Below are 20,194 nucleotides of genomic sequence, written 5' to 3' on the forward strand. Positions count from 1 at the left end.
GGGGCCGCCGAGGGAGGCCGCATGAGCGCACAGGCGGCCCGCTCGCACATGAGCATCGGGGAGGTGCTCGCGCTGCTGCGCGGCGAGTTCCCCGATGTGACGATCTCCAAGATCCGGTTCTTGGAGGGTGAAGGACTGATCGAGCCCGAGCGCAGCCCGTCGGGCTACCGCAAGTTCACCCACCTGCACGTGGAGCAGCTGCGCTTCATCCTGACCGAACAGCGCGACCACTACCTGCCGCTGCGGGTGATCAAGGACAGGATGGCGGAGAGCTTCGGCCGCCCGCGCGCCGTTCAGGAAAAGCAGGAGGTCCGGCTCAGCCGGGCCGAGCTGCTCGAGGCGGCGGAGATCGACGAGGAGACGCTCACCGAGCTGGAGGACTACGGGCTGCTCGCCCCGGTGGCCAGGCGCTACGACGAGGAGGCGCTCAACGTGGCCCGCAGCGTCGGCGCCCTGGCCCGCTTCGGTCTGCGCGCCCGCCACCTGCGCGCGGTCAAGGCGGCCGCCGAGCGCGAGTGCGGCCTGGTCGAGCAGACCGTCGCACCCATACTCAAACGGCGGGCTCCCGGCGCCATCGGGGAGGCCGATGAGGTCGCGAGGGAGCTTTCCACACTGTTGCTCGATTTGCACGCATCCCTTGTGCGGTCGGGGATCCGGTCTGTCCTGGGGCACTGAGACCCTGTCGAGCTGGGAGGCTGAGGCGCGTTCCATGCCCGCCGGGTGTTACGTTGAATTGCAGTAGCCAGTCAGCAGAAGCGACGAGCCAAATAACTGTGCCGGGTGACCGGTCAGGAATACGGAGCAGCCCGTGTTGCAGATGGAGGTCGTGGGCGTTCGAGTAGAAATGCCCACAAATCAGCCGATCGTCTTGCTCAAGGAGGCACACGGGGAGCGGTTCCTTCCTATATGGATTGGCATGACCGAGGCGACCGCCATCGCCCTGGCCCAAGCGGAGGAGCCCCCGCCGCGGCCGCTCACCCACGACCTCTTCCGAGACGTGCTGAGCGCTCTGGGCGTAGGCCTGCGAGCGGTCAACATCGTCGCCCTGCGCGACGGCATCTTCTTCGCCGACCTGGTGTTCTCCAACGGCGTGGAGGTGAGCGCGCGTCCGTCCGACTCGATCGCGCTCGCCCTGCGCACGGGAGCGCGCATCTTCGCCAGCGAGGAGGTCGTCCAGGAGGCCGGGGTGATCATCCCGGACGACCAGGAGGACGAGGTGGAGAAGTTCAGGGAGTTCCTTGACACGATCACTCCCGAGGACTTCGGCAGGGCGGGGTAGGTATTTCGGTGCATTTACGCTTCACGACGCGCCGAGCCGGATCGTTGACTGAGCATGGTCGCGGTCCTACGGTGCAAGTGAAACCCGTGGCCGCCCTTTACGAACCCCCAGATCAGGCCACGGGATGAGAGAAAGCCGGAGGTCCGCGTGGCGGTCAGCAGCGGCGAGGGAAAGACGGCCGGCCAGGAAGATCCGGTACGGCGCGAGAGCGCGCGGCAGCGTGCCGGGGAGCAGGGTCTGCTCTTCGACGAGCAGCCGGCGACGCTGCCGGCCGACATCGGATACCGCGGGCCGACGGCCTGCGCGGCGGCCGGCATCACCTACAGGCAGCTCGACTACTGGGCACGCACAGGCCTCGTGGAGCCCACGATAAGAGCCGCGCAGGGCTCGGGCTCCCAGCGGCTCTACAGCTTCCGCGACATCCTGGTGCTCAAGGTCGTCAAGCGGCTCCTCGACACCGGGGTGTCGCTGCAGCAGATCCGCACGGCCGTGCAGCATCTGCGTGACCGCGGGGTGGCCGATCTCGCGCAGATCACGCTCATGAGCGACGGCGTCAGCGTCTACGAGTGCACCTCGGCCGACGAGGTGATCGACCTGCTCCAGGGCGGTCAGGGCGTGTTCGGCATCGCGCTCGGCCGGGTCTGGCGGGAGGTCGAGGGATCCCTCGCGGAGCTGCCGGGGGAACGAGCGGCGGTCGAGGACACCGTCCCGGCCGACCACCCCGCTGACGAGCTCGCCCGGCGCCGCCGCGCGCGACGCACAGGTTGAGCGCGAACCCCCGCTGCCTGAGTGGGCCCCGTAACGGGGCCCCTACGCGCGGGCCGACTAAACGTGCCCTGTCGTGGAAATTCGCCCGTAACGGATAGGGTTGTAATCTAGGACAGCAAGGCTGACGACCCCGTGCGGGAGAGTCTCTGGGGCCCGAGGGCCCCGGGGCGCCGAAGGAGCAACCCTCCCCGGAATCTCTCAGGCACCCCGTACCGCTCGGGCGAGGCAACTCTGGAAAGCAGGCGCACCCGCCAGGCGCGTCTCACCGACGGTGCAAGCCCCGTTCGCGGGGTGAAGCTCTCAGGTCGCGGTCCCGCCGCGCTGACAGAGGGGGAGATCCGGCACTCGCCCGCGCCCTGGCGCCGGTCTCCAAAGCCTCGGGAGGCACTTTCCATGACCGACCTGTCAGCTCCGCCGTTCTCATCCAGGCACATCGGCCCGTCGGAGTCCGAGCAGCAGCGCATGCTCGAGGCCGTGGGCTTCGAGTCCGTGGCGGACCTGGTGGCCGTGGCCGTTCCCGAGGCCATCAGGGCCAAGGACCGGCTCAAGCTGCCCGCCGCCATCGGTGAGGCCGAGGCCATCGCCGAGCTGCGCGCCCTGGCCGGGCGCAACCGCGTGCTCACCTCGATGATCGGCCTGGGCTACTACGACACGGTCACGCCCGCCGTCATCCGCCGCAGCCTGCTGGAGAACCCGGGCTGGTACACCGCCTACACCCCGTACCAGCCGGAGATCTCGCAGGGCCGCCTCGAGGCGCTGCTGAACTTCCAGACCGTCGTCTCCGACCTGACGGGCCTGCCCGTCGCGGGCGCCTCCCTCCTCGACGAGGGCACGGCCGCCGCCGAGGCGATGACCCTGGCCCGCCGCGCCGGCAAGTCCAAGAGCAACGTCTTCGTGGTGGACGCCGACGCGCTGCCGCAGACCAAGTCCGTGCTCGCCACCCGGGCCGAGCCCCTCGGCATCGAGCTGGTGGAGCACACCCTCGACGGCGAGCTGCCCGAGTGCTTCGGCGTGCTGGTGCAGTACCCGGGCGCGTCGGGCCGGCTGCGTGACTTCCGCGCCGTGGCCGCCGCCGCGCACGAGGCGGGCGCGCTCGTCGTGGCCGCCGCCGACCTGCTGGCCCTGACGATCGTGGCCGCGCCCGGCGAGCTGGGCGCCGACATCGCGATCGGGTCGTCGCAGCGGTTCGGGGTGCCGTTCGGGTTCGGCGGGCCGCACGCCGCGTACATGTCCGTACGCGAGGGCCTGCAGCGCCAGCTTCCCGGCCGCCTGGTGGGCGTGTCGGTGGACACCGACGGCGACCCCGCGTACCGGCTGGCCCTGCAGACCCGTGAGCAGCACATCCGCCGCGAGAAGGCCACCAGCAACATCTGCACCGCGCAGGTCCTGCTCGCCGTCATCGCGAGCATGTACGCCGTCTACCACGGCCCCGAGGGGCTGCGCGGGATCGCCCGGCGGGTGCACCGGCACGCCGTGGCCCTGGCCGGCGGGCTGCGCGAGGCGGGGCTGGAGGTCGTGCACCCCGAGTTCTTCGACACCGTGCTCGTGCGCGTGCCCGGCAGGGCCGCCGCCGTGGTCGCCGCAGCCGCCGAGCGGGGCGTCAACCTCTGGCGGGCCGACGACGACCACGTGTCCATCTCCTGCGACGAGAAGACCGGGGCCGCCGAGCTGGCCAAGGTGTGGGCCGCGTTCGGGATCGAGCGCACCGACGCGGAGCTGGACGCCGACGCGCTGCCCGCCTCGCTGCTGCGCGAGTCGGCCTACCTGACCCACCCGGTCTTCCACAGCCACCGCTCCGAGACCGCGATGCTGCGCTACCTGCGCAAGCTGCAGGACAAGGACATCGCGCTCGACCGCTCGATGATCCCGCTCGGCTCCTGCACGATGAAGCTGAACGCGACCACCGAGATGGAGCCGGTCACCTGGCCCGAGTTCGCCGCGATCCACCCGTACGCGCCCGACGACCAGGCTGAGGGCTACCGGGAGCTGATCGGCACGCTGGAGGGCTGGCTGGCCGAGGTGACCGGCTACGACGCCGTCTCCATCCAGCCGAACGCCGGCTCGCAGGGCGAGTTCGCCGGGCTGCTGGCCATCCGCGCCTACCACCGCGCCAATGGCGAGGACGGGCGCGACGTCTGCCTCATCCCCTCCTCCGCCCACGGCACCAACGCGGCCAGCGCGATCATGGCGGGCATGCGGGTCGTGGTCGTGGCCTGCGACTCCGACGGCAACGTCGACCTGGCCGATCTCGACGCCAAGATCGAGAAGCACCGCGACCAGCTGGCCGCGATCATGGTGACGTACCCCTCGACGCACGGCGTGTACGAGGAGACGATCATCGAGGTCTGCGCCAAGGTGCACGACGCCGGCGGCCAGGTCTACGTGGACGGCGCCAACCTGAACGCGCTCGTCGGGCTGGCCAAGCCGGGCGAGTTCGGGGCGGACGTGTCCCACCTCAACCTGCACAAGACGTTCTGCATCCCGCACGGGGGCGGCGGTCCCGGCGTCGGGCCCGTCGCGGTGCGCGGCCACCTGGCGCCCTACCTGCCCGGCCACCCGCTGCGCGACGGCGCGCCGGTGGGCCCCGTCTCGGCGGCGCCGTACGGGTCGGCGGGGATCTTGCCGATCTCCTGGGCGTACATCAGGATGATGGGCTCGGAGGGGCTCACTGCGGCCACCGAGCAGGCCATCCTGTCGGCGAACTACCTGGCCAGGCGGCTCGCCCCGCACTACCCCGTGCTCTACACGGGGCGCGGCGGGCTGGTGGCCCATGAGTGCATCGTGGACCTGCGGCAGATCACCAAGGAGACCGGGGTCACCGTGGACGACGTGGCCAAGCGGCTCATCGACTACGGCTTCCACGCGCCCACCATGTCCTTCCCGGTCGCCGGGACGCTGATGATCGAGCCGACCGAGAGCGAGGACCTCGGCGAGCTCGACCGGTTCGTGGACGCCATGATCGCCATCCGGGGTGAGATCTCCAAGGTGGCGTCCGGGGAGTACGACAGGACGGACAACCCGCTGCGCAACGCGCCGCACACGGCCGAGTCGGTCACCGCGGACGAGTGGCCGCACCCCTACTCGCGGACCGAGGCCGCCTATCCGGTGCCGTCGCTGCGGGACGGGAAGTACTGGGTGCCGGTGCGGCGGATCGACCAGGCGTACGGGGACCGGAACCTGGTGTGCTCGTGCCCGCCGCTTGAGGCGTACGAGGACTAGGAGCCTGGCGGCGGGGTCCTCTTCGCTTCGCGTACGAGGACTAAGAGCCTGGCGGCGGGGGTCCTCGTCTGGGCCCCCGCGGCTGCTGCCGCGTCAAGATCCGAAGCCGGGCAGTCCTTCCGCGTCAACTGAGCAGACATGATCGTCAGAAGTCGTTAGGCTCGGTGCGACCGTCGCCAGAAGGAGCTCTCTTGACGTCCTCAGAGCTGGAGACCCCGCCTCTCGACACCGCCCGCCGCCTGGCCGAGAGCGGCGATCTCGACGGCGCCGCCGCCATACTCGCCGAGCTGGCCGCCGATCCCGACGAGCCCGACAGGGCGCAGGCGGCCGTCGGGCTCGCCGTGGTGCTGGAGGAGCGCGGCGACGTGGAGGCCGCCAGGGCCGCCGCCAGGACCGCGCTGGCCACCGGACACCCCGAATACGCCGCGCAGGCCGCCTGCCACCTCGCTCAGGGGTTCGAACGGGAGGGCCGGGACGAGCAGGCCAGGGCCGCCTGGCAGGCCGTCCTGGGGGTCGGTACGCCCGCGTATGTGCCGCTGGCCCACCTCGCGCTGGCCCGGCTGGCCGTGAGCTCGGACAACCCGGCCGAGGCCGAGGAGGAGCTGCACGCCGCCATGGAGGCCGGCGACCCGCACGTCGGCGCGCACGCCGCCCAGCAGCTGGCCGACCTGCTGCTGGAGCAGGGGGAGCCCGGGGCGGCGGCCGACGTGCTCATGGACGCCCTCGAGGTCGCGCCGGCAGAGGAGGTGCCGAGGCTGCGGGTCCAGCTCGGGATCGCGCATCTGGAGCTGGCGTGCGCGGAGTTCGCGGAGAGCGTCGAGCACGGCGCGGACCCGCAGACCAGCGCCCTGGCCATCGAGCTCCTGGCCAGGACCCTGCCGCTGCGGGGACGCGGCGACGACGCGGAGCGGGTGTGGTCGTACGGGCTGGAGCACGAGGACGAGACCCTGGCCGCCGAGGTCCGCCTCCGCTACCACCGCGACGCCTGACCTGCCCGGCCCGCGAAGCAACCCCGGATTTTGCCCGGGCATCAGAGACCTCTCAGGCGCCTCCGCGCCGTGAGCGCAGCGCGGCGCGGAGACACGTCCTGGCCCAAGGTAACGCGGCCGGGCTGCCCGGCGGAGGCCCCCGTCGTCTTCGCCGAGTGCCCGCAGGGGGTCAGTTGCGGCGCATGATGGCCCCGGCCGCCGCCACGTTGATGATCACGATCGCGATCCAGGCGATCGTCAGCCCCACCAGCCCCGCGTAGCCCGCCGCGATGGCCGTCAGCGGGATGCCGATCCCCATCGAGCCCAGCGCGATCGGAATCATCGCGCCGCCCGGAGTGCTCTTCTTGTGCGGCGTGCCGCCGTGGTGGTCCAGCTCGGCCCGCACGCGGGCGGAGATCGTGGCGTCGAGGCGCTCCACGAACGACTCGACGAGCGCTGCTTCGTACTCGGGACCGAGGTCGCGGCGCGCGTCCAGCGTGGCCCGCAGATCATCCCGGATAGGGCGCGTGTCTGGCATGTGAGCCATCATTCACCGCGGGTGGCACGCCGTCATCCGACCTGAGAGCTAACGTGTGCTCCTCCCCAGGTACGGTGCTGGCATGGAGGTCATGACCCCGCGAGGGCCGGCGCTCGTCCAAATGGACGAGATCGCGGACCCGCGGCTGCTGCTGGTGCTGACCCACGGGTCGTCCGGGGGAGTGGACGCTCCCGACCTGCTGGCCGTACGCGATGCCGCGCTCAAGGCCGGGGCCGCGGTGGCCAGGGTGACGCAGGCGTTCAGGGCGGCGGGGGCGCGCGCGCCGGGCTCGGCGGCCAGGCAGGACGAGGCGTGGGAGATCGTCCTCAAGGAGTTGCGTACGCGCTGGCCCGGGCTGCCCGTCGTGCAGGGCGGGCGGAGCAACGGGGCGCGGGTGGCCTGCCGTACGGCCAGGGCGGTCGGCGCGGCCGCGGTGGTGGCGCTGGCTTTCCCGCTGCACCCGCCGGGGAAGCCGGAACGCTCCAGGGCCGATGAGCTACGCGGCGCCGGGGTGGATGTGCTGGTGGTCAACGGGGACCGGGACCCGTTCGGCGTGCCGGACGCCGAGGACGCCGCACGCCTGGTGGTGCTGCCGGGGGAGGGGCATGAGCTGAAAAAGGACCCCGCCCGGGTGGGCGAGGTCGTGGCGGAGTGGATCGTCCACTACGCGTAGTTCACGCGGCGCCGACGACGGGCCGGTGCGGTTCGATGGCGGCGCCGCTGGGAAGAAGCTCCCCGGTGTCCTCGAACAGGACAACGCCGTTGCAAAGCAGGCTCCACCCCTGCTCGGGGTGGCAGGCGAGAGTGCGTGCCTTCTCGCGGTCAGGCGCCTCGGCGTCCGGACAGGCCGGGTGGTGCGGGCACATCGGCGTGCCTCCGATATCTCGTGGGATGCTCCCGTTTGGAGGGTCGGGAGCCGGCTCGGGCAAGTTGTTCTGGCAGTGCGACGTATGTCACATTCTCGGGCATAGCCCGTTGCGACCCGTTACGGGAGATTTGCCCGGTCATGTGACCTTCGACACAGCGTGCCTTATGCAGAATAACGGGCCAAGCGCGACACGCGCACTACGTTTGCAATCCCTTGAGCAGAGCGTCGAGTCCGCGCTCGAAATCCACATCGGCTCTTTCGTCACGCCTGACCCACTCGTCAACCTCAGGATCAGCCCAGCCTGACTGCTGGACCTCGACCGCCACGCTCCCGAAGACGAAGGCCCGCAGGGCGCGTACGGCCTCCGCCGCGTCGGGCAGTCCGCCGTCGGCGAGCTGCTCTGTCTGCTCCCTGATGGCGAGGGCTGTGGCGCCTTTGGGGGGCTTTGTCAGGGCCAGCGCGAGTACGCCCGGATGCTCCCGCAGGAGCTCGCGCTCCGCCCTGCACCAGGCCTTGGCCGTCTCCTGCCAGGTCGGCCCCTGCTCGACGTGGACCGTGGTCACGTGCTCGGCCAGGGCGTCCATCAGCGCTTCCTTGCCCCTGGGCAGGTGGTGGTAGATGGCCATGGCCTCCACCTGCAGCGCGTCGCCCAGCCGCCGCATGGTGAGCCTGCGCAGGCCCTGGCTGTCGGCGATGTGGAGTGCGGCCTCGATGATGCGCTCGCGGGAGAGCGGGACGGGCGGTCTCTTGGCGGGCATGGAGATCATCTTACTTCGTAAAGGCCGCTGCGCCGGGCCGATTTCCCGCTGTGTCGCGTGACGGCGTAACCTTGGCGGTTGAATGCGTACCGGTTGTGTGAAGGGGCAGGGTCGATGGCGTTTTTCCGTCCGCGGGTGAGCCGTGAGGCCGAGGTTCGCTACCACGCGGACCAGGAGATCTCCAAGAGCTTCCCCGAGTTGCTCGACAAGGCCCGCCTGGCCGAGGAGACGCTGCGTGAGCTGCGGGCGGCCGCGGCCGACGAGATCGAGCTGCTGGCGGCCGGCCGGGCGTTCGACCGTGCGCTGACGGACGCGCTGCGGGCCGCCGAGGCGGGGCAGCGAGCCACGTTCGGGGTGAAGTCGTACGACAACCGGATCGCGCGCCGCAAGGCCAAGGCGACGCCTGCGGGGGCCATGTGGACGGCCGAGGTCGACCGGCTGCGCACGCTGCGCGAGGACAACCGGCTGTGGGGGATCCCCCGCGTGCCCCGTCCGGTGCCCGCGACCCTCTGATCCTGATCTTCGCGCGGACCCCGCGGCCTGGCGGCGACGGGGTCATTCGCGCTCGTCGCAGGGGTCCGCGACACCCCTGCGCTTGATCCGCAGCGCCGCCTGGGTCACCGCTGGTCGCCGCACGCGTGGCATGAGTCGCACTTGGCGCCGAGTCGCACATGTGGCGCGTCTCGCCGACGTGGCGGCTGGAACGCCGGGGCCGGATGGCGCGCGTTCGTTAGGTCCGGCGCCGTGTAGAGGGCTGGCGTCGTGCGGAGTCGGCGTCGTGCGGAGGGCCGGCGGCTGGCGGCGGGCGCGGAGCGTCGGCACGGGCCGCGTGTGCGCAGGGCCGTGGCACGGCGAAGCCCCGGCACATCCTCCCTCGTCGTGCCGGGGCTTCCCGGGTGTGTCAGCTGGCCCAGTCGAGCAGCGGGCGGGTGTTGCTCGGGTGGCGGAGCTTGGAGAGTGACTCCTTCTCCAGCTGGCGGATCCGCTCCCGCGTCAGCCCCAGGTGCTTGCCGATCTCGTCCAGCGTGTGCGGCTTGCCGTCCACCAGGCCGAAGCGCAGGGCCATGATCTTCGACTCGCGGGGCGAGAGGTTGTCGAGCACGCCGCGCAGCTGGTCGCCCAGCAGCTGGCGGTCGACGATCTCCGAGGCCTCCGGCGAGTCCACGTCCTCGATGAGGTCGCCGATCGTGGTCTCCCCGTCCTCGCCGATCGTCGCGTTGAGCGAGATCGGCTGGCGGCTCGTCCGCAGCAGCTCCTCGATCTGGTCCGGCGTCTTGTCGAGCTCGACGGCCAGCTCCTCGGGCGTGGGTTCGCGCCCCAGGCGCTGGTGCATGTCACGTTCGATGCGCGACAGCTTGGACAGCATCTCCAGAACGTGCACGGGCAGCCGGATCGTCCTGGCCGAGTCGGCGAAGCCGCGCTGGATGGCCTGCCTGATCCACCACATGGCGTACGTGGAGAACTTGAACCCCTTGGTGTAGTCGAACTTCTCCACCGCCCTGATCAGCCCCAGGTTGCCCTCCTGGACCACGTCCAGGAGCGACATGCCGCGGTCGGTGTACTTCTTGGCGACCGACACCACGAGCCGGAGGTTGGCCTCCAGCATGTGGTCCTTGGCCTGCTTGCCGTCCTCGACCACCAGAAGCAGGTCCTCCCGGTAGGCGGGGGACAGGTCGGGGTCCGTCTCCAGCTTGTACTCGGCGTACAGGCCCGCCTCGATCCGCCGGGCCAGCTCCACCTCCTGCGCGGCCGTGAGCAGGGTGCGGCGGCCGATGGACTTCAGGTAGGTGTGCACGGAGTCGCCCATGGCCGACTGCGTGTCGTCCAGGTCGATCTGCTCGGTCTCGAGCTCGGCTTCCTCGGCGCTCAGCGCGAGGTCCTCAGGGACGTCCTCCTCGTGCTCCGGCTTGGGCTCGGGCCGGGTCACCGCCTTGGCGGCGGCTTCTGTCGCGTTTTTTGCCCCGGTCGCCTTGCGGCCGGTAGTCTTTGCACGCGCAGGCTTCCTGGAGGTCTTCTTCGGGGCGGTCTTGCTGAGAGACGGCTCGTTCTCGGCGGCCAGGCTCACGCCGCTCTCTGAGAGCTCGCGCAGGATCGTGCGGCCTTCAGAGGGGCTGATACCGGCCTCCGCGAACGCGTCACGCAGCTCCGCCAGAGAAAGGTGACCCTGGGCTCGCCCTCGTTCAATGAGTTGGTCGAGAGTCGCAGGTGGGGTCGCTACGGCGGTTCTGGGCATGAGGACACCTCCTCCGTACGGAGTCGAAGCGATCAGGCAGGTTGTGGTGGGGCGGCTTCTGTCCGCACGGCGCACCAGTATCAATAACGCCAATCGCCGTCATTTGTTCCCGGGGGGAAGAAAAAGGGGCGGATCGCCCAAAGGGCTGAGCCGCCCCTCCCCCTGAGTCTTAGTCCCGAATCTCGATCTCTCCTGCCGTGACCTCGGGCATGGGCATCGGCTGGGCGTCCTGCATGCGCTGGTCCGTCCAGTAGTCGATCACGGTGCGCGGGTCGGGGTTGACGTCGTGCGAGACCGTGACGTCGTCATCGCTGGTCGTCGGGGACGGTGACGCCTTCTCCACCACGGCTCTGGTCTCCTTGGCGACCTGGTCGAGCTTGCCCGCCGAGGCGGCCGCCGCGATTGAGGCGCCACCGGCGACGATCACGCCGACGACGGCCGCGGATGCCCACATCTTGCGGGTCTGGTCCATGAAGGCTCCCTCCTTCTCCCCAATTTGACGCACCCGCAACTCATCAGGTTCCTGCCCGAAGCCGTACCAAATCGGTCTTGCCGTTCGGTAGCAGCGGGAGCTGGGGCACCAGGCGGAGATCGCGTGGGGCGGCGTGAGGGGGAAGCCTATCGCGGCAGTATGCCCGCAATTGGGAAAGCGCAGGGGGCGTGTCGGGGTTGGCGGGGACCACGACGGCGGTGACCAGCTCGCCCCACTCCGGGTCGGGTGTGCCGACCACGGCCACCTCGGCCACCTCGGGGTGGGTGGCGAGCACCGTGACCACCGCGGCGGCCACGACCTTCTCGCCGCCGGTGTTGATCACGTCGTCGGCCCTGCCCAGCACGCGGAGCCGGCCGCCGGTCAGCTCGCCCAGGTCGGAGGTGCGGAACCAGCCGCCGTCGAACGGGCCTGCGCCGTTGTCCGGCTCGCCGAAGCGGTAGCCCGAGAACAGCACGGGGCCGGCGATCCTGATCAGACCATCATCGCCGATCTTGAGATCTACATTGTAAAGGGGCTGGCCATCGTACACGCAACCGCCGCACGTCTCGCTCATCCCGTACGTCGTCACGACCCGGGCGCCGAGGTCGCGAGCCTGCTCCAGCAGGCCGGGGCGGGCAGCCGCGCCGCCGAGCAGGATCGTGCGGAACACCGACAGGTCCGCCCCCAGCTCGACCAGCCGGTGCAGCTGGGTGGGGACGAGGGAGACGTGGTCGGCCCCCGAGCGGAGGACCTCGCGCGGGTCGAACCCGGCGTGGATGATCGGCTCGCTGTCCGACAGCAGGGCGCGTACCAGGACCTGGAGGCCGGAGACGTGGGAGACGGGCAGGCAGCACAGCCAGCGCTCGCCCTTGGCGGCCTCCAGGCGGCGCAGGGAGGCCGTGGCGGAGGCGTGCAGCGCGGTGGCCGAGAGCAGCACGCCCTTGGGCGCGCCGGTGCTGCCGCTGGTGGCGATCACGACCGCCACGTCGGCGGGGACGCCCGTGCCGTCGCTCTGGAGCACGCCGTCGACGTGGGTGGGCCGCAGCGCGGCGACGGCGGACCCGGACTGGCCGGGAGCCAGGGGGAGCACGGCCGGGCCCTCGCCCGACAACGCGTCGCGGACGGCCCTGAACAGGGCGGGGCCCGGAGGCTGCACAATGGCATGCAGCGGACGGTCCGGATGCGACGGGTTCCTCCACATGCTCGTAAGGTTAGTGGCGACAGGTCGGATTGAGGCGCAGGGAGGGTCGTGACGCGTTCTCCCGTGGTCTTCCGCATCCCCATGCGCACTCGATTCCGTGGGCAGACCGTCAGGGAAGGCGTGCTGCTGCACGGTCCCGCCGGGTGGGGGGAGTTCTCCCCGTTCCCGGAGTACGGCCCGCGCGAGTGCGCCCGTTGGCTGGCCTGCGCCCGTGAGGCGGCGTTCGAGGGGTGGCCTGAGCCGGTGCGCGACAGCGTCCCCGTCAACGCGACCGTGCCCGCCGTGGGGCCCGAGCAGGCCCATGAGATCGTCCGGCGGTCGGGGTGTGGCACGGCCAAGGTGAAGGTGGCCGAGCGCGGTCAGACGTTCGAGGACGACGTGGCCAGGGTGGAGGCCGTGCGCGACGCGCTCGGGCCGGGCGGCCGGCTGCGGGTCGACGCCAACGGCGCGTGGGACGTCGGCGAGGCGGTGCGGCGGCTGAAGCGGCTCGACCGGTTCGACCTGGAATACGCCGAGCAGCCGTGCGCCACGCTGGAGGAGCTGGCGGCGGTGCGGCGGGCGTGCGACGTGCCGATCGCCGCCGACGAGTCGATCCGCAGGGCCGAGGACCCGCTGCGGGTGCGGGCGGCGGAGGCGGCCGACATCGCGGTGGTCAAGGTGCAGCCGCTCGGCGGCGTGCGCAACGCGCTGCGGGTGGTGGAGGCGTGCGGGCTGCCCGCCGTGGTCTCCAGCGCCGTGGAGACGTCCGTGGGGCTGGCGGCGGGGCTGGCGCTGGCCGCGGCGCTGCCGTCGTTGCCGTACGCGTGCGGGCTCGGCACGATGGCGTTGCTGACGGGCGACGTCGTGGACGATTCGCTGGCGCCCGTGGACGGCTGTCTGACGGTTCGGCGTCCCTCAGTAAATTTTCAGCACTTGTCGGCATTTGAGATTGAATCTCCCCAGTGGCTTCGCCGGATGCAGGAGGCGTCACTTTGAACCCCGCTACCGCGCTGGCCACGGTGCTGGTCGACGAGCTGGTGCGCTGCGGCCTGACCGACGTGGTGCTGGCTCCCGGCTCGCGCTCCGCCCCCCTGGCGCTGGCCCTGCACGCGGAGTCGCGGGTGCGTCTGCACGTGCGCATCGACGAGCGCTCGGCGTCGTTCCTGGCGCTGGGGCTGGCCAAGCGCTCCGAGCGGCCCGTGGCGCTGATCTGCTCGTCCGGCACGGCGGTGGCGAACTTCCACCCGGCCGTGATCGAGGCCGGCGAGTCCGGCGTGCCGCTGCTGGTGCTGACCGCCGACCGGCCGCCCGAGCTGCGCGGCACCGGCGCCAACCAGACGATCGACCAGATCAAGCTGTTCGGCACCGCGGCCCGATGGTTCGCCGAGGTGGGCGTGCCCGAGGACCGTCCCGGGCAGGTGGCCTACTGGCGTTCGCTGGCCTGCCGCGCCTACCAGCGCGCCATGGGCCCGGCCGACCCGGGGCCCGTGCACCTGAACCTGGCGTTCAGAGAGCCGCTGATCCCCGACGGCGACACCTCGTGGTGCGAGCCGCTCGACGGCGGTGCGAACGGCCCGTGGGTGCGGGCCAGGATCGCCCCCCCGCCGGTCGCCCTGCACATCCCGCCGACCAGGCGCGGCGTGCTGGTGGTCGGCGACGGCGCGGTGAACGTGCGCCGGTACGTCGCGGCGGCGGGCATGGCGGGCTGGCCGGTGCTGTCGGAGCCGAACGGCGGCGGCCGTTACGGCGACCACGCCATCTCGACCTACCACTACCTGCTGGGCGCCCCGGAGTTCGCCGACACGCACCGGCCCGACGTGGTCGTGACGCTCGGGCGGCCGGGGCTGTCGAGGCCGCTGCTGTCGTGGCTGAAGCGGGCGGGGGAGCACATCGTGGTGGCGCCCGACCTGGCTCGCTGGCCCGATCCGACCCGCTCTGCCACGCAGGTGGCGCAGGCCGTGGAGATCCCGGTGGCCGCGGGCGACGACTCCTGGCTGCACGCCTGGCGGCAGGCCGACCTGGCGGTCAGGTCGGCGACGGACGCGGTGCTGGACGCGTCCGGCACGAGCGAGCCGCGCCTGGCGAGGGACCTGGTCGACTTCCTGCCGAACGGCGCGCTGCTGTTCTGCGGCTCCTCGATGCCGATCCGCGACCTGGACCAGGCGATGCGGCCGCGGCGCGGCATCAGGCTGATGGCCAGCAGGGGCGCCTCCGGCATCGACGGGGTGGTGTCCGCGGCGATGGGGGCGGCGCTGGCGCACAACGGGCCCTCGTACGCGCTGATCGGCGACCTGTCGTTCCTGCACGACCAGAACGGGCTGATCCTGGGGCCGCGCGAGCCCCGCCCTGACCTGTGCTTCGTGGTCGTCAACAATGACGGCGGCGGCATCTTCTCGCTGCTGCCCCAGGCGGCGGTGCGCGACCCGTTCGAGCGGGTGTTCGGCACGCCGCACGGGGTGGACCTCGGGTATGTGGCGGCCGCGACGCGCACCCCGTACACGCTGGTGGGCGACATCAGCGACCTGCCCAAGGCGCTGCGCGGGGAGGGGCCGCGCGTGGTGGAGGTGCGCACCGACCGCGAGGAGAACGTGCTCGTGCACGCCCGCCTGCGCGAGGCCGCACAGGAGGCCGTCCGCTCCTTCCTCCACGGTCAGCGCTGATCGGCCGCCCGCTTCTCGTGCGGGACCGCAGTCAGGCGCTGAGCGCGTCGAGGAGGCGGTTGAGCGGGCTGTCCAGGCCGTAGCGGTCGGCGAGCTGCACCAGCGCCTGCGGGTCGCGCGGCTTGGCGGGCAGGGTGAGGTCGGCGGGCGGCAGCGGCGCGTCGGAGGCCACCTCGACGACGGCGGGGGCGGCGCGCAGGTAGTCGCGGGCGGCGGTGAGCCGGGTGCGGCTGCCCGCGGGGAAGCCGTCGGCGGCGCCCGCGTCGAGGGCTTCGAGCAGGGCGTCGAGCGAGCCGAAGCGGGTGATGAGGGCGGCGGCGGTCTTCTCGCCGACGCCGGCGACGCCGGGCAGGCCGTCGCTGGGGTCGCCGCGCAGGGTGGCGAAGTCGGCGTAGGCGCGCCCGGGGATGCCGTATTTGGCGGTGACGAACGCCTCGTCCACGATCTGCAGGTTGCGGATTCCGCGGGCGGTGTAGAGGACGCGTACGGGGCGGGCGTCGTCGACGAGCTGGAACAGGTCGCGATCGCCGGTCACGATGTCGACGGCGCCGGTGGCCTGGTGGGTGAGGGTGCCGATCACGTCGTCGGCCTCGAAGCCGGGCGACTCCAGGCGGGCGATGCCGACGGCGTCGAGCACCTCCTGGATGACCGCGATCTGCGGGATAAGCGCCTCGGGCACCTCCTCCGCGTCGCCCTGGGCGACGCGGTGCGCCTTGTACGTCGGGATCGCCTGGACGCGGAAGGCCGGCCGCCAGTCGGCGTCCATGGTGGCCGCGAGCGCGGTGGGGGAGTGCTGGCGGACGAGCGTGGCGATCATGTCGATGAGGCCGCGTACGGCGTTGACGGGGGAGCCGTCCGGGGCCTTGATCGACTCCGGCACGCCGTAGAAGGCGCGGAAGTAGAGCGACGGGGTGTCGAGAAGCATCAGCACGCGTCTATCGTCGCACCTCTGACAAGCCCTTTCTCGCTTTGTTCGGGTATCGCCACTTATCCGGGCATGGCCACCGCCAGGAGGCAGGCGTCGTCCTCCGGGTTCGGGCCGCCGATGTCGGCGACGAGGCGGTCGAGCCCGGCATCCAGGTCGCGGGCGGGCACGTCGCGGGCGGCTGCCAGGACCAGGCCGAGGCCGACGTCGATGTCGCGGGTGCGCCGCTCGACCAGCCCGTCGGTGAACATCAGCAGCAGGTCCCCGGGCAGCAGCCGGGTGGTCGCCAGCTCGTACGGGCGCTCTGCCGCGGCGCCGAGCAGCACGCCGCGGGGCTGGGCGAGCTGGCTTGCTACCCCGTCGCGCACGAGGATGGGCGCCAGGTTGCCGGCCTGGCCCCAGGCGAGCACGCGCGTCTCCGGGTCCAGGTGGCCGATGATCGCGGTGGCGGTGGTCTCCTTGAGCTGGTGCAGCATGAGGTCGTTCAGCCAGGCCAGGAGCCGGTGCGCGGGCTGGCCGGTCATGGCCAGGCCGACCAGGGCGTGGCGGAGCTGGGCCATGTGGGCGATGGCGGGCAGGCCGTGGCCGGAGACGTCGCCGATGGCCAGCAGCAGCCGCCCGTCGGGAGCGGGGGCGGCCTCGAACCAGTCACCGCCCAGGTTCGCGGTCTTCTCGGCGGGCACGTAGCGGACCGCGACGTTGCCGTGCGGCAGGTCGAGGCGTCCGGCGGAGTCGGGCAGGATGGCGTCGCGCAGGGCGAGCATGACGTGGCGTTCCACGGCGGCCTGCTCGCGGGCCTCCAGGAGCTGGCGGCGCGACTCCGACATCATGCGCTCGGCGCGGCGGCGGCCGGTGATGTCCTGGATGACGCCGTGCAGGCCCACGGGGCCGCCGGGGGCCATGAGCGGCTCGAGCACGACGCGCAGGTCGCGCAGCTCGCCTCCGCGCCGGATGCGGAACTCCGCCTGGACCGGCTCCACGCCTTCCACGGCCGACCACAGGAGCCGGCTGAGCGTGCCCACGTCGTCGTGTTCGACGTGTTTGGCCAGCTCGGGCAGGGCGATCGGGCCGTCGGCCGGGTCGCGGCCGAAGATCAGGTACACCTGGTCGGACCAGATCGTCTCGCCGGTGTGCATGTGCCACTCCGCCCAGCCCATGTTGCCGAGCCGCTGGGCGTGCGCCAGCCGGACGGCGAGCTTGTCGGCGTCGCTGTCGCGGCTGTCGTGGTTGTCGTGGCTGAGCAGCTCGGCCGCGCCTATGACGTCGACCATGGTCTCACTCTCAAGTGCAGTCGAACTGGACAATTGACCCCACATTACGTGATCAACTCTGCACGGAGTGTAGCGATGGGCTGCTGTGTTGTGAGAGCTTTTCGCGGATTTTAGAGGCCGGGGTCCGAGTAGATTATGGGCTGTGACGTCCTCAGACTTGTATCCCGTGTCCCGTCTCGCCGCCGTTCAGGAGGCCACCGCCAAGGCCGGCGTCGACGCCCTGCTGCTGACGCCGGGGCCGGATCTGCGTTATGTGAGTGGGTATGAAGCAAAGCCGCTGGAGCGGCTGACGTGCCTCGTGGTGCCCGCCGCCGGCGACCCGTACATGATGGTGCCCCGCCTGGAGCTGCCCGCCGCGCAGGCCTCGCCCGCCTCGCGGCTGGGGCTGGAGTTCGTGGCGTGGGACGAGACCGATGACCCGTACGCCGTCGTGGCCGCCCGGCTCGGGAAGGTCGGCAAGGTGGGGCTGGCCGACCGCATGTGGGCCATGTCGTCGCTGCGCTTCCGCGAGGTGCTGCCGGAGGCCGAGCAGGTGCTGGCCGGGACCGTGCTGCGGGAGCTGCGCATGCGCAAGTCGCCCGCCGAGGTGGCGGCGCTGCGCGAGGCCGGCGAGGCGATCGACGCGGTGCACCGGCGCGTGCCGGAGCTCCTGCGGGCCGGGCGCACGGAGCGCGAGGTGGGCCGGGACATCGCGGAGGCGATCCTGGCCGCGGGCCACGCCACGGTCGACTTCGTCATCGTCGCCTCGGGGCCGAACGGCGCCAGCCCGCACCACGACGTGTCGGACCGGGTGATCCAGGCGGGCGAGCCGGTCGTGGTCGACATCGGCGGCCAGCTGCCGAACGGCTACTGCTCCGACTCGACGCGCACGTACAGCGTGGGGGAGCCGCCCGCGGAGTTCACCGCCTACTACGAGGTGCTGCGCCGGGCGCAGGACGCGGCGTGCGCGGCGGTGCGGCCGGGGGTTTCGTGCGAGTCGATCGACGCGGCCGCCCGCGACATCATCGCTGAGGCGGGGTACGGCGACTACTTCATCCACCGGACCGGGCACGGGATCGGGATCGAGACGCACGAGGAGCCGTACATCGTCGCCGGCAACGGGGCGCCGATGGAGGCGGGCTTCGCGTTCTCGGTGGAGCCGGGGATCTACCTGCCCGGCCGGCACGGGGCCCGGATCGAGGACATCGTGGTGTGCACGGACGGGGGCGCGGAACGCCTCAACAACACACCCCGCGACCTCGTCATCGTGTAAGCGGGCCGAAGGCGGCCCACCCCTTGACCGACGAGGCGGTGGGCCGGCTGCCTTACGGGCATCGCGGGCTGAGTGGGCATCAGCGGAGTAGCAGGCAGCGGGCAGGAGCCGGTGCGTCTGGAGCTCCTCGCGCACATGCACGGCACACGCCTCGGGCCAGGGCTCTGGTGGGTGGCGGGCGCGCGGCCAGGTCGCGGGACCGGACGCCGGGGACGGGGTGCCGCGGCGGCTGGTGCTGGTGTGGCACAGTCGCTGTCATGTTCGCGGAGGTCACCCATGCCAGCAGGCCCGGCTCCGGCCGCCCCAACGAGGACCTGGTGATCGCCGGGCCGTCGTGGATCGTCGTGCTCGACGGGGCCACGGCGGCGCCCGGGGTGGACAGCGGGTGCGTGCACGATGTGCCGTGGTTGGTGGCGCGGCTCGGGAGCGCGCTGGCGGCGGGGCTGACTGCCGGTCGCCTGCCGCCGCGGGTCGCCGGTGGCGAACGGCTGGTGGACGGTGGGGACGGCACGCCGCTGGCCGGCATTCTGGAGGCGGCCATCGAGGCGACCATGGCGGCGCACTTCGGCACCTGCGACCTCGGCAATCCCGACTCGCCGTCCACGACGGTGGCCATGGTGCGCAGCGTCCGAGGACGTGTGGAGTACCTCGTGCTGGGAGACTCGCCGGTTGTCTTCGCACTGGCGGACGGCGGGGTCCGGGTGGTGAGTGACGACCGGCTGGAGGGGCTGCCGGGCGGGCGGCCGTACACGGTGGAGCTGGTGCGGCGGATGCGCAACGCGCCCGGCGGGTTCTGGGTGGCGGGCAGCCGCTCCGAGGCGGCCCGGCAAGGGGTGTGCGGCGCTGTGGCGGGCGCGCGCGGCGTGGCGGTGCTCACCGACGGGGTGTCACGGCTCGTCGAGTGGTACGGGTGGGGCTGGGGTGACGTCGTGGCAGCGCTGGAGGGGCAGGGGCCGGAGGCGGTGATCCGGGCGGTACGGGAACTCGAGAGGAGCAGAGGGCCGCAACGGGGCAAGCGGCATGACGACGCCACCGTCGCCTGGGGGCGGGTCGGCCAGGACTAGGGACATCACGCAGGGATGTCCCGATATGACAGCGGGTGCCGTCGGGCCGCCGCGATAGCCCACCGCCGCACAGGCATTGGGCTTCCCCCTCCAACCAAAGAGCGAGAAGGCCATGCGGCTACGCGTGGCGATCCGCTACCTCGAGCGGGACGCCACACCGCCGACCTGCCCAAACATGCCGTACGGACCCCCAGATTGGGGTTCTCGACACCGAGACGACGGGGTCGACTGTGTGGTGACGACGGTCGTGACTGGGGCGGTGCCGGACGCGGGCAAGCGATCGCTCTGCCGGTCGTTGGGAGCCTCTGTCAGTCCTTCGCGGTGGGGCGGGAGACATGGGTGACGGCGAGTCGGGTCGCCGTCGCCTGGGCGTCGGGATGCTACGCGGGCGGATGGAGGACGGTGACCGCGTGGGTGGTGCTCGCTGATTGGATGGTCGAGTTGCCGAGCAAGTTGACGGTGTAGGTGTGTTCGCCGGCGGTGGTCGGCGTATCGGAGAAGGTGAACGTCCCGTCGGTGGCGGGGGTCAACTTCACCAGGCCCTTTGAGGTGACGGTGCCGTCCGGGCTGACGACCTTGCGTGAGACGGTGGTGATCGTCGGCGGGAAGGTGATGCCGTCGGCGCCGAAGGTGCCGCTGAGTTCGAGTCGCTCGCCGATGTTGCCCGTCGCCGGTTCGGTCGCGGTGAGGGTCGGCTGGTACAGGGCCACCGTGATGGTCGTCGAGGAGCCGTTACCCC

Annotated in this window: 20 protein-coding genes and 1 riboswitch; of the genes, 11 read left to right on the plus strand and 9 right to left on the minus strand. The window is 71.7% G+C overall.

The genetic code is table 11. The features are described from left to right. Positions 1-21 precede the first annotated feature (21 nt). From ACIBVN_RS38650 to ACIBVN_RS38670, 5 genes are all read left to right on the plus strand, one after another. A complete protein-coding gene (locus tag ACIBVN_RS38650) occupies positions 22-675 on the plus strand; it encodes a MerR family transcriptional regulator (RefSeq protein ID WP_397145208.1) in 654 nt (217 codons plus the stop codon). A gap of 133 nt (positions 676-808) precedes the next feature. Next, positions 809-1,279 (plus strand): bifunctional nuclease family protein, encoded by a 471-nt coding sequence (locus tag ACIBVN_RS38655; protein ID WP_090771501.1) that lies wholly within the window; start codon positions 809-811, stop codon positions 1,277-1,279. A 147-nt stretch (positions 1,280-1,426) separates the two neighbouring features. Then, positions 1,427-2,047, plus strand: coding sequence for a MerR family transcriptional regulator (locus ACIBVN_RS38660; RefSeq protein WP_397145210.1), 621 nt, complete (start codon positions 1,427-1,429; stop codon positions 2,045-2,047). Between the two features lie 125 nt (positions 2,048-2,172). Beyond that, positions 2,173-2,272, plus strand: a riboswitch (glycine riboswitch). 168 nt (positions 2,273-2,440) lie between these two features. Beyond that, on the plus strand, positions 2,441-5,266 hold the full coding sequence (gene gcvP / locus ACIBVN_RS38665) for an aminomethyl-transferring glycine dehydrogenase (protein ID WP_397145212.1): 2,826 nt from the start codon (positions 2,441-2,443) through the stop codon (positions 5,264-5,266). A 191-nt stretch (positions 5,267-5,457) separates the two neighbouring features. Then, positions 5,458-6,255 (plus strand): tetratricopeptide repeat protein, encoded by a 798-nt coding sequence (locus tag ACIBVN_RS38670; RefSeq protein WP_397145214.1) that lies wholly within the window; start codon positions 5,458-5,460, stop codon positions 6,253-6,255. A 169-nt stretch (positions 6,256-6,424) separates the two neighbouring features. On the opposite strand, the gene ACIBVN_RS38675 is transcribed toward ACIBVN_RS38670, so the two are convergent. Then, entirely contained in the window at positions 6,425-6,772 is a 348-nt protein-coding gene (locus ACIBVN_RS38675; protein ID WP_397145216.1) for a hypothetical protein, read from the minus strand. Positions 6,773-6,854: 82 nt separating this feature from the next. Between ACIBVN_RS38675 and ACIBVN_RS38680 the strand changes: the two genes are divergently transcribed. Further along, positions 6,855-7,445: an alpha/beta family hydrolase gene (locus tag ACIBVN_RS38680; protein ID WP_397145218.1), complete on the plus strand. Its 591-nt coding sequence runs from the start codon at positions 6,855-6,857 to the stop codon at positions 7,443-7,445. Position 7,446: 1 nt separating this feature from the next. Here the strand turns inward: ACIBVN_RS38680 and ACIBVN_RS38685 are convergent, their stop codons facing one another. After that, on the minus strand, positions 7,447-7,638 hold the full coding sequence (locus ACIBVN_RS38685) for a DUF5999 family protein (RefSeq protein ID WP_349454589.1): 192 nt from the start codon (positions 7,636-7,638) through the stop codon (positions 7,447-7,449). Positions 7,639-7,837: 199 nt separating this feature from the next. Beyond that, on the minus strand, positions 7,838-8,398 hold the full coding sequence (locus tag ACIBVN_RS38690) for a TetR/AcrR family transcriptional regulator C-terminal domain-containing protein (RefSeq protein WP_397145219.1): 561 nt from the start codon (positions 8,396-8,398) through the stop codon (positions 7,838-7,840). A 114-nt stretch (positions 8,399-8,512) separates the two neighbouring features. On the opposite strand from ACIBVN_RS38690, the gene ACIBVN_RS38695 reads away from it, so the two are divergent. Beyond that, positions 8,513-8,911, plus strand: a complete 399-nt coding sequence (locus ACIBVN_RS38695) for a hypothetical protein (RefSeq protein WP_397145221.1) — start codon at positions 8,513-8,515, stop codon at positions 8,909-8,911. 388 nt (positions 8,912-9,299) lie between these two features. Here the strand turns inward: ACIBVN_RS38695 and ACIBVN_RS38700 are convergent, their stop codons facing one another. The 3 genes from ACIBVN_RS38700 to ACIBVN_RS38710 form a co-directional block, all read right to left on the minus strand. Continuing rightward, on the minus strand, positions 9,300-10,631 hold the full coding sequence (locus ACIBVN_RS38700; protein WP_397145223.1) for an RNA polymerase sigma factor: 1,332 nt from the start codon (positions 10,629-10,631) through the stop codon (positions 9,300-9,302). Positions 10,632-10,800: 169 nt separating this feature from the next. After that, on the minus strand, positions 10,801-11,103 hold the full coding sequence (locus tag ACIBVN_RS38705) for a hypothetical protein (RefSeq protein ID WP_397145225.1): 303 nt from the start codon (positions 11,101-11,103) through the stop codon (positions 10,801-10,803). A 43-nt stretch (positions 11,104-11,146) separates the two neighbouring features. Continuing rightward, on the minus strand, positions 11,147-12,304 hold the full coding sequence (locus ACIBVN_RS38710; protein ID WP_397145227.1) for an AMP-binding protein: 1,158 nt from the start codon (positions 12,302-12,304) through the stop codon (positions 11,147-11,149). Between the two features lie 81 nt (positions 12,305-12,385). Between ACIBVN_RS38710 and ACIBVN_RS38715 the strand changes: the two genes are divergently transcribed. Next, on the plus strand, positions 12,386-13,279 hold the full coding sequence (locus ACIBVN_RS38715) for an o-succinylbenzoate synthase (protein ID WP_397145245.1): 894 nt from the start codon (positions 12,386-12,388) through the stop codon (positions 13,277-13,279). Continuing rightward, on the plus strand, positions 13,276-14,943 hold the full coding sequence (gene menD / locus ACIBVN_RS38720; RefSeq protein ID WP_397145229.1) for a 2-succinyl-5-enolpyruvyl-6-hydroxy-3-cyclohexene-1-carboxylic-acid synthase: 1,668 nt from the start codon (positions 13,276-13,278) through the stop codon (positions 14,941-14,943). The genes ACIBVN_RS38715 and menD overlap by 4 nt, the downstream gene beginning before the upstream one ends. Before the next feature lie 31 nt (positions 14,944-14,974). On the opposite strand, the gene ACIBVN_RS38725 is transcribed toward menD, so the two are convergent. Next, the gene (locus ACIBVN_RS38725; RefSeq protein WP_397145247.1) at positions 14,975-15,868 is read right to left on the minus strand and encodes a 5'-3' exonuclease H3TH domain-containing protein; all 894 of its coding nucleotides are present in this window, start codon (positions 15,866-15,868) and stop codon (positions 14,975-14,977) included. A gap of 62 nt (positions 15,869-15,930) precedes the next feature. Next, a complete protein-coding gene (locus ACIBVN_RS38730; protein WP_397145231.1) occupies positions 15,931-17,139 on the minus strand; it encodes a PP2C family protein-serine/threonine phosphatase in 1,209 nt (402 codons plus the stop codon). Positions 17,140-17,281: 142 nt separating this feature from the next. Between ACIBVN_RS38730 and ACIBVN_RS38735 the strand changes: the two genes are divergently transcribed. Both ACIBVN_RS38735 and ACIBVN_RS38740 read left to right on the plus strand, forming a co-directional pair. Further along, positions 17,282-18,391, plus strand: coding sequence for a M24 family metallopeptidase (locus tag ACIBVN_RS38735; RefSeq protein WP_397145233.1), 1,110 nt, complete (start codon positions 17,282-17,284; stop codon positions 18,389-18,391). Between the two features lie 257 nt (positions 18,392-18,648). Next, positions 18,649-19,455, plus strand: coding sequence for a protein phosphatase 2C domain-containing protein (locus tag ACIBVN_RS38740; RefSeq protein WP_397145235.1), 807 nt, complete (start codon positions 18,649-18,651; stop codon positions 19,453-19,455). A 380-nt stretch (positions 19,456-19,835) separates the two neighbouring features. Here ACIBVN_RS38740 and ACIBVN_RS38745 read toward each other — a convergent pair. Beyond that, positions 19,836-20,194, minus strand: a 359-nt coding sequence (locus ACIBVN_RS38745; protein ID WP_397145237.1) for a hypothetical protein, incomplete at its 5' end; no start/stop codon positions are given.

The organism is Nonomuraea sp. NPDC049400 (genome assembly GCF_044466425.1).
GTDB lineage: Bacteria > Actinomycetota > Actinomycetes > Streptosporangiales > Streptosporangiaceae > Nonomuraea.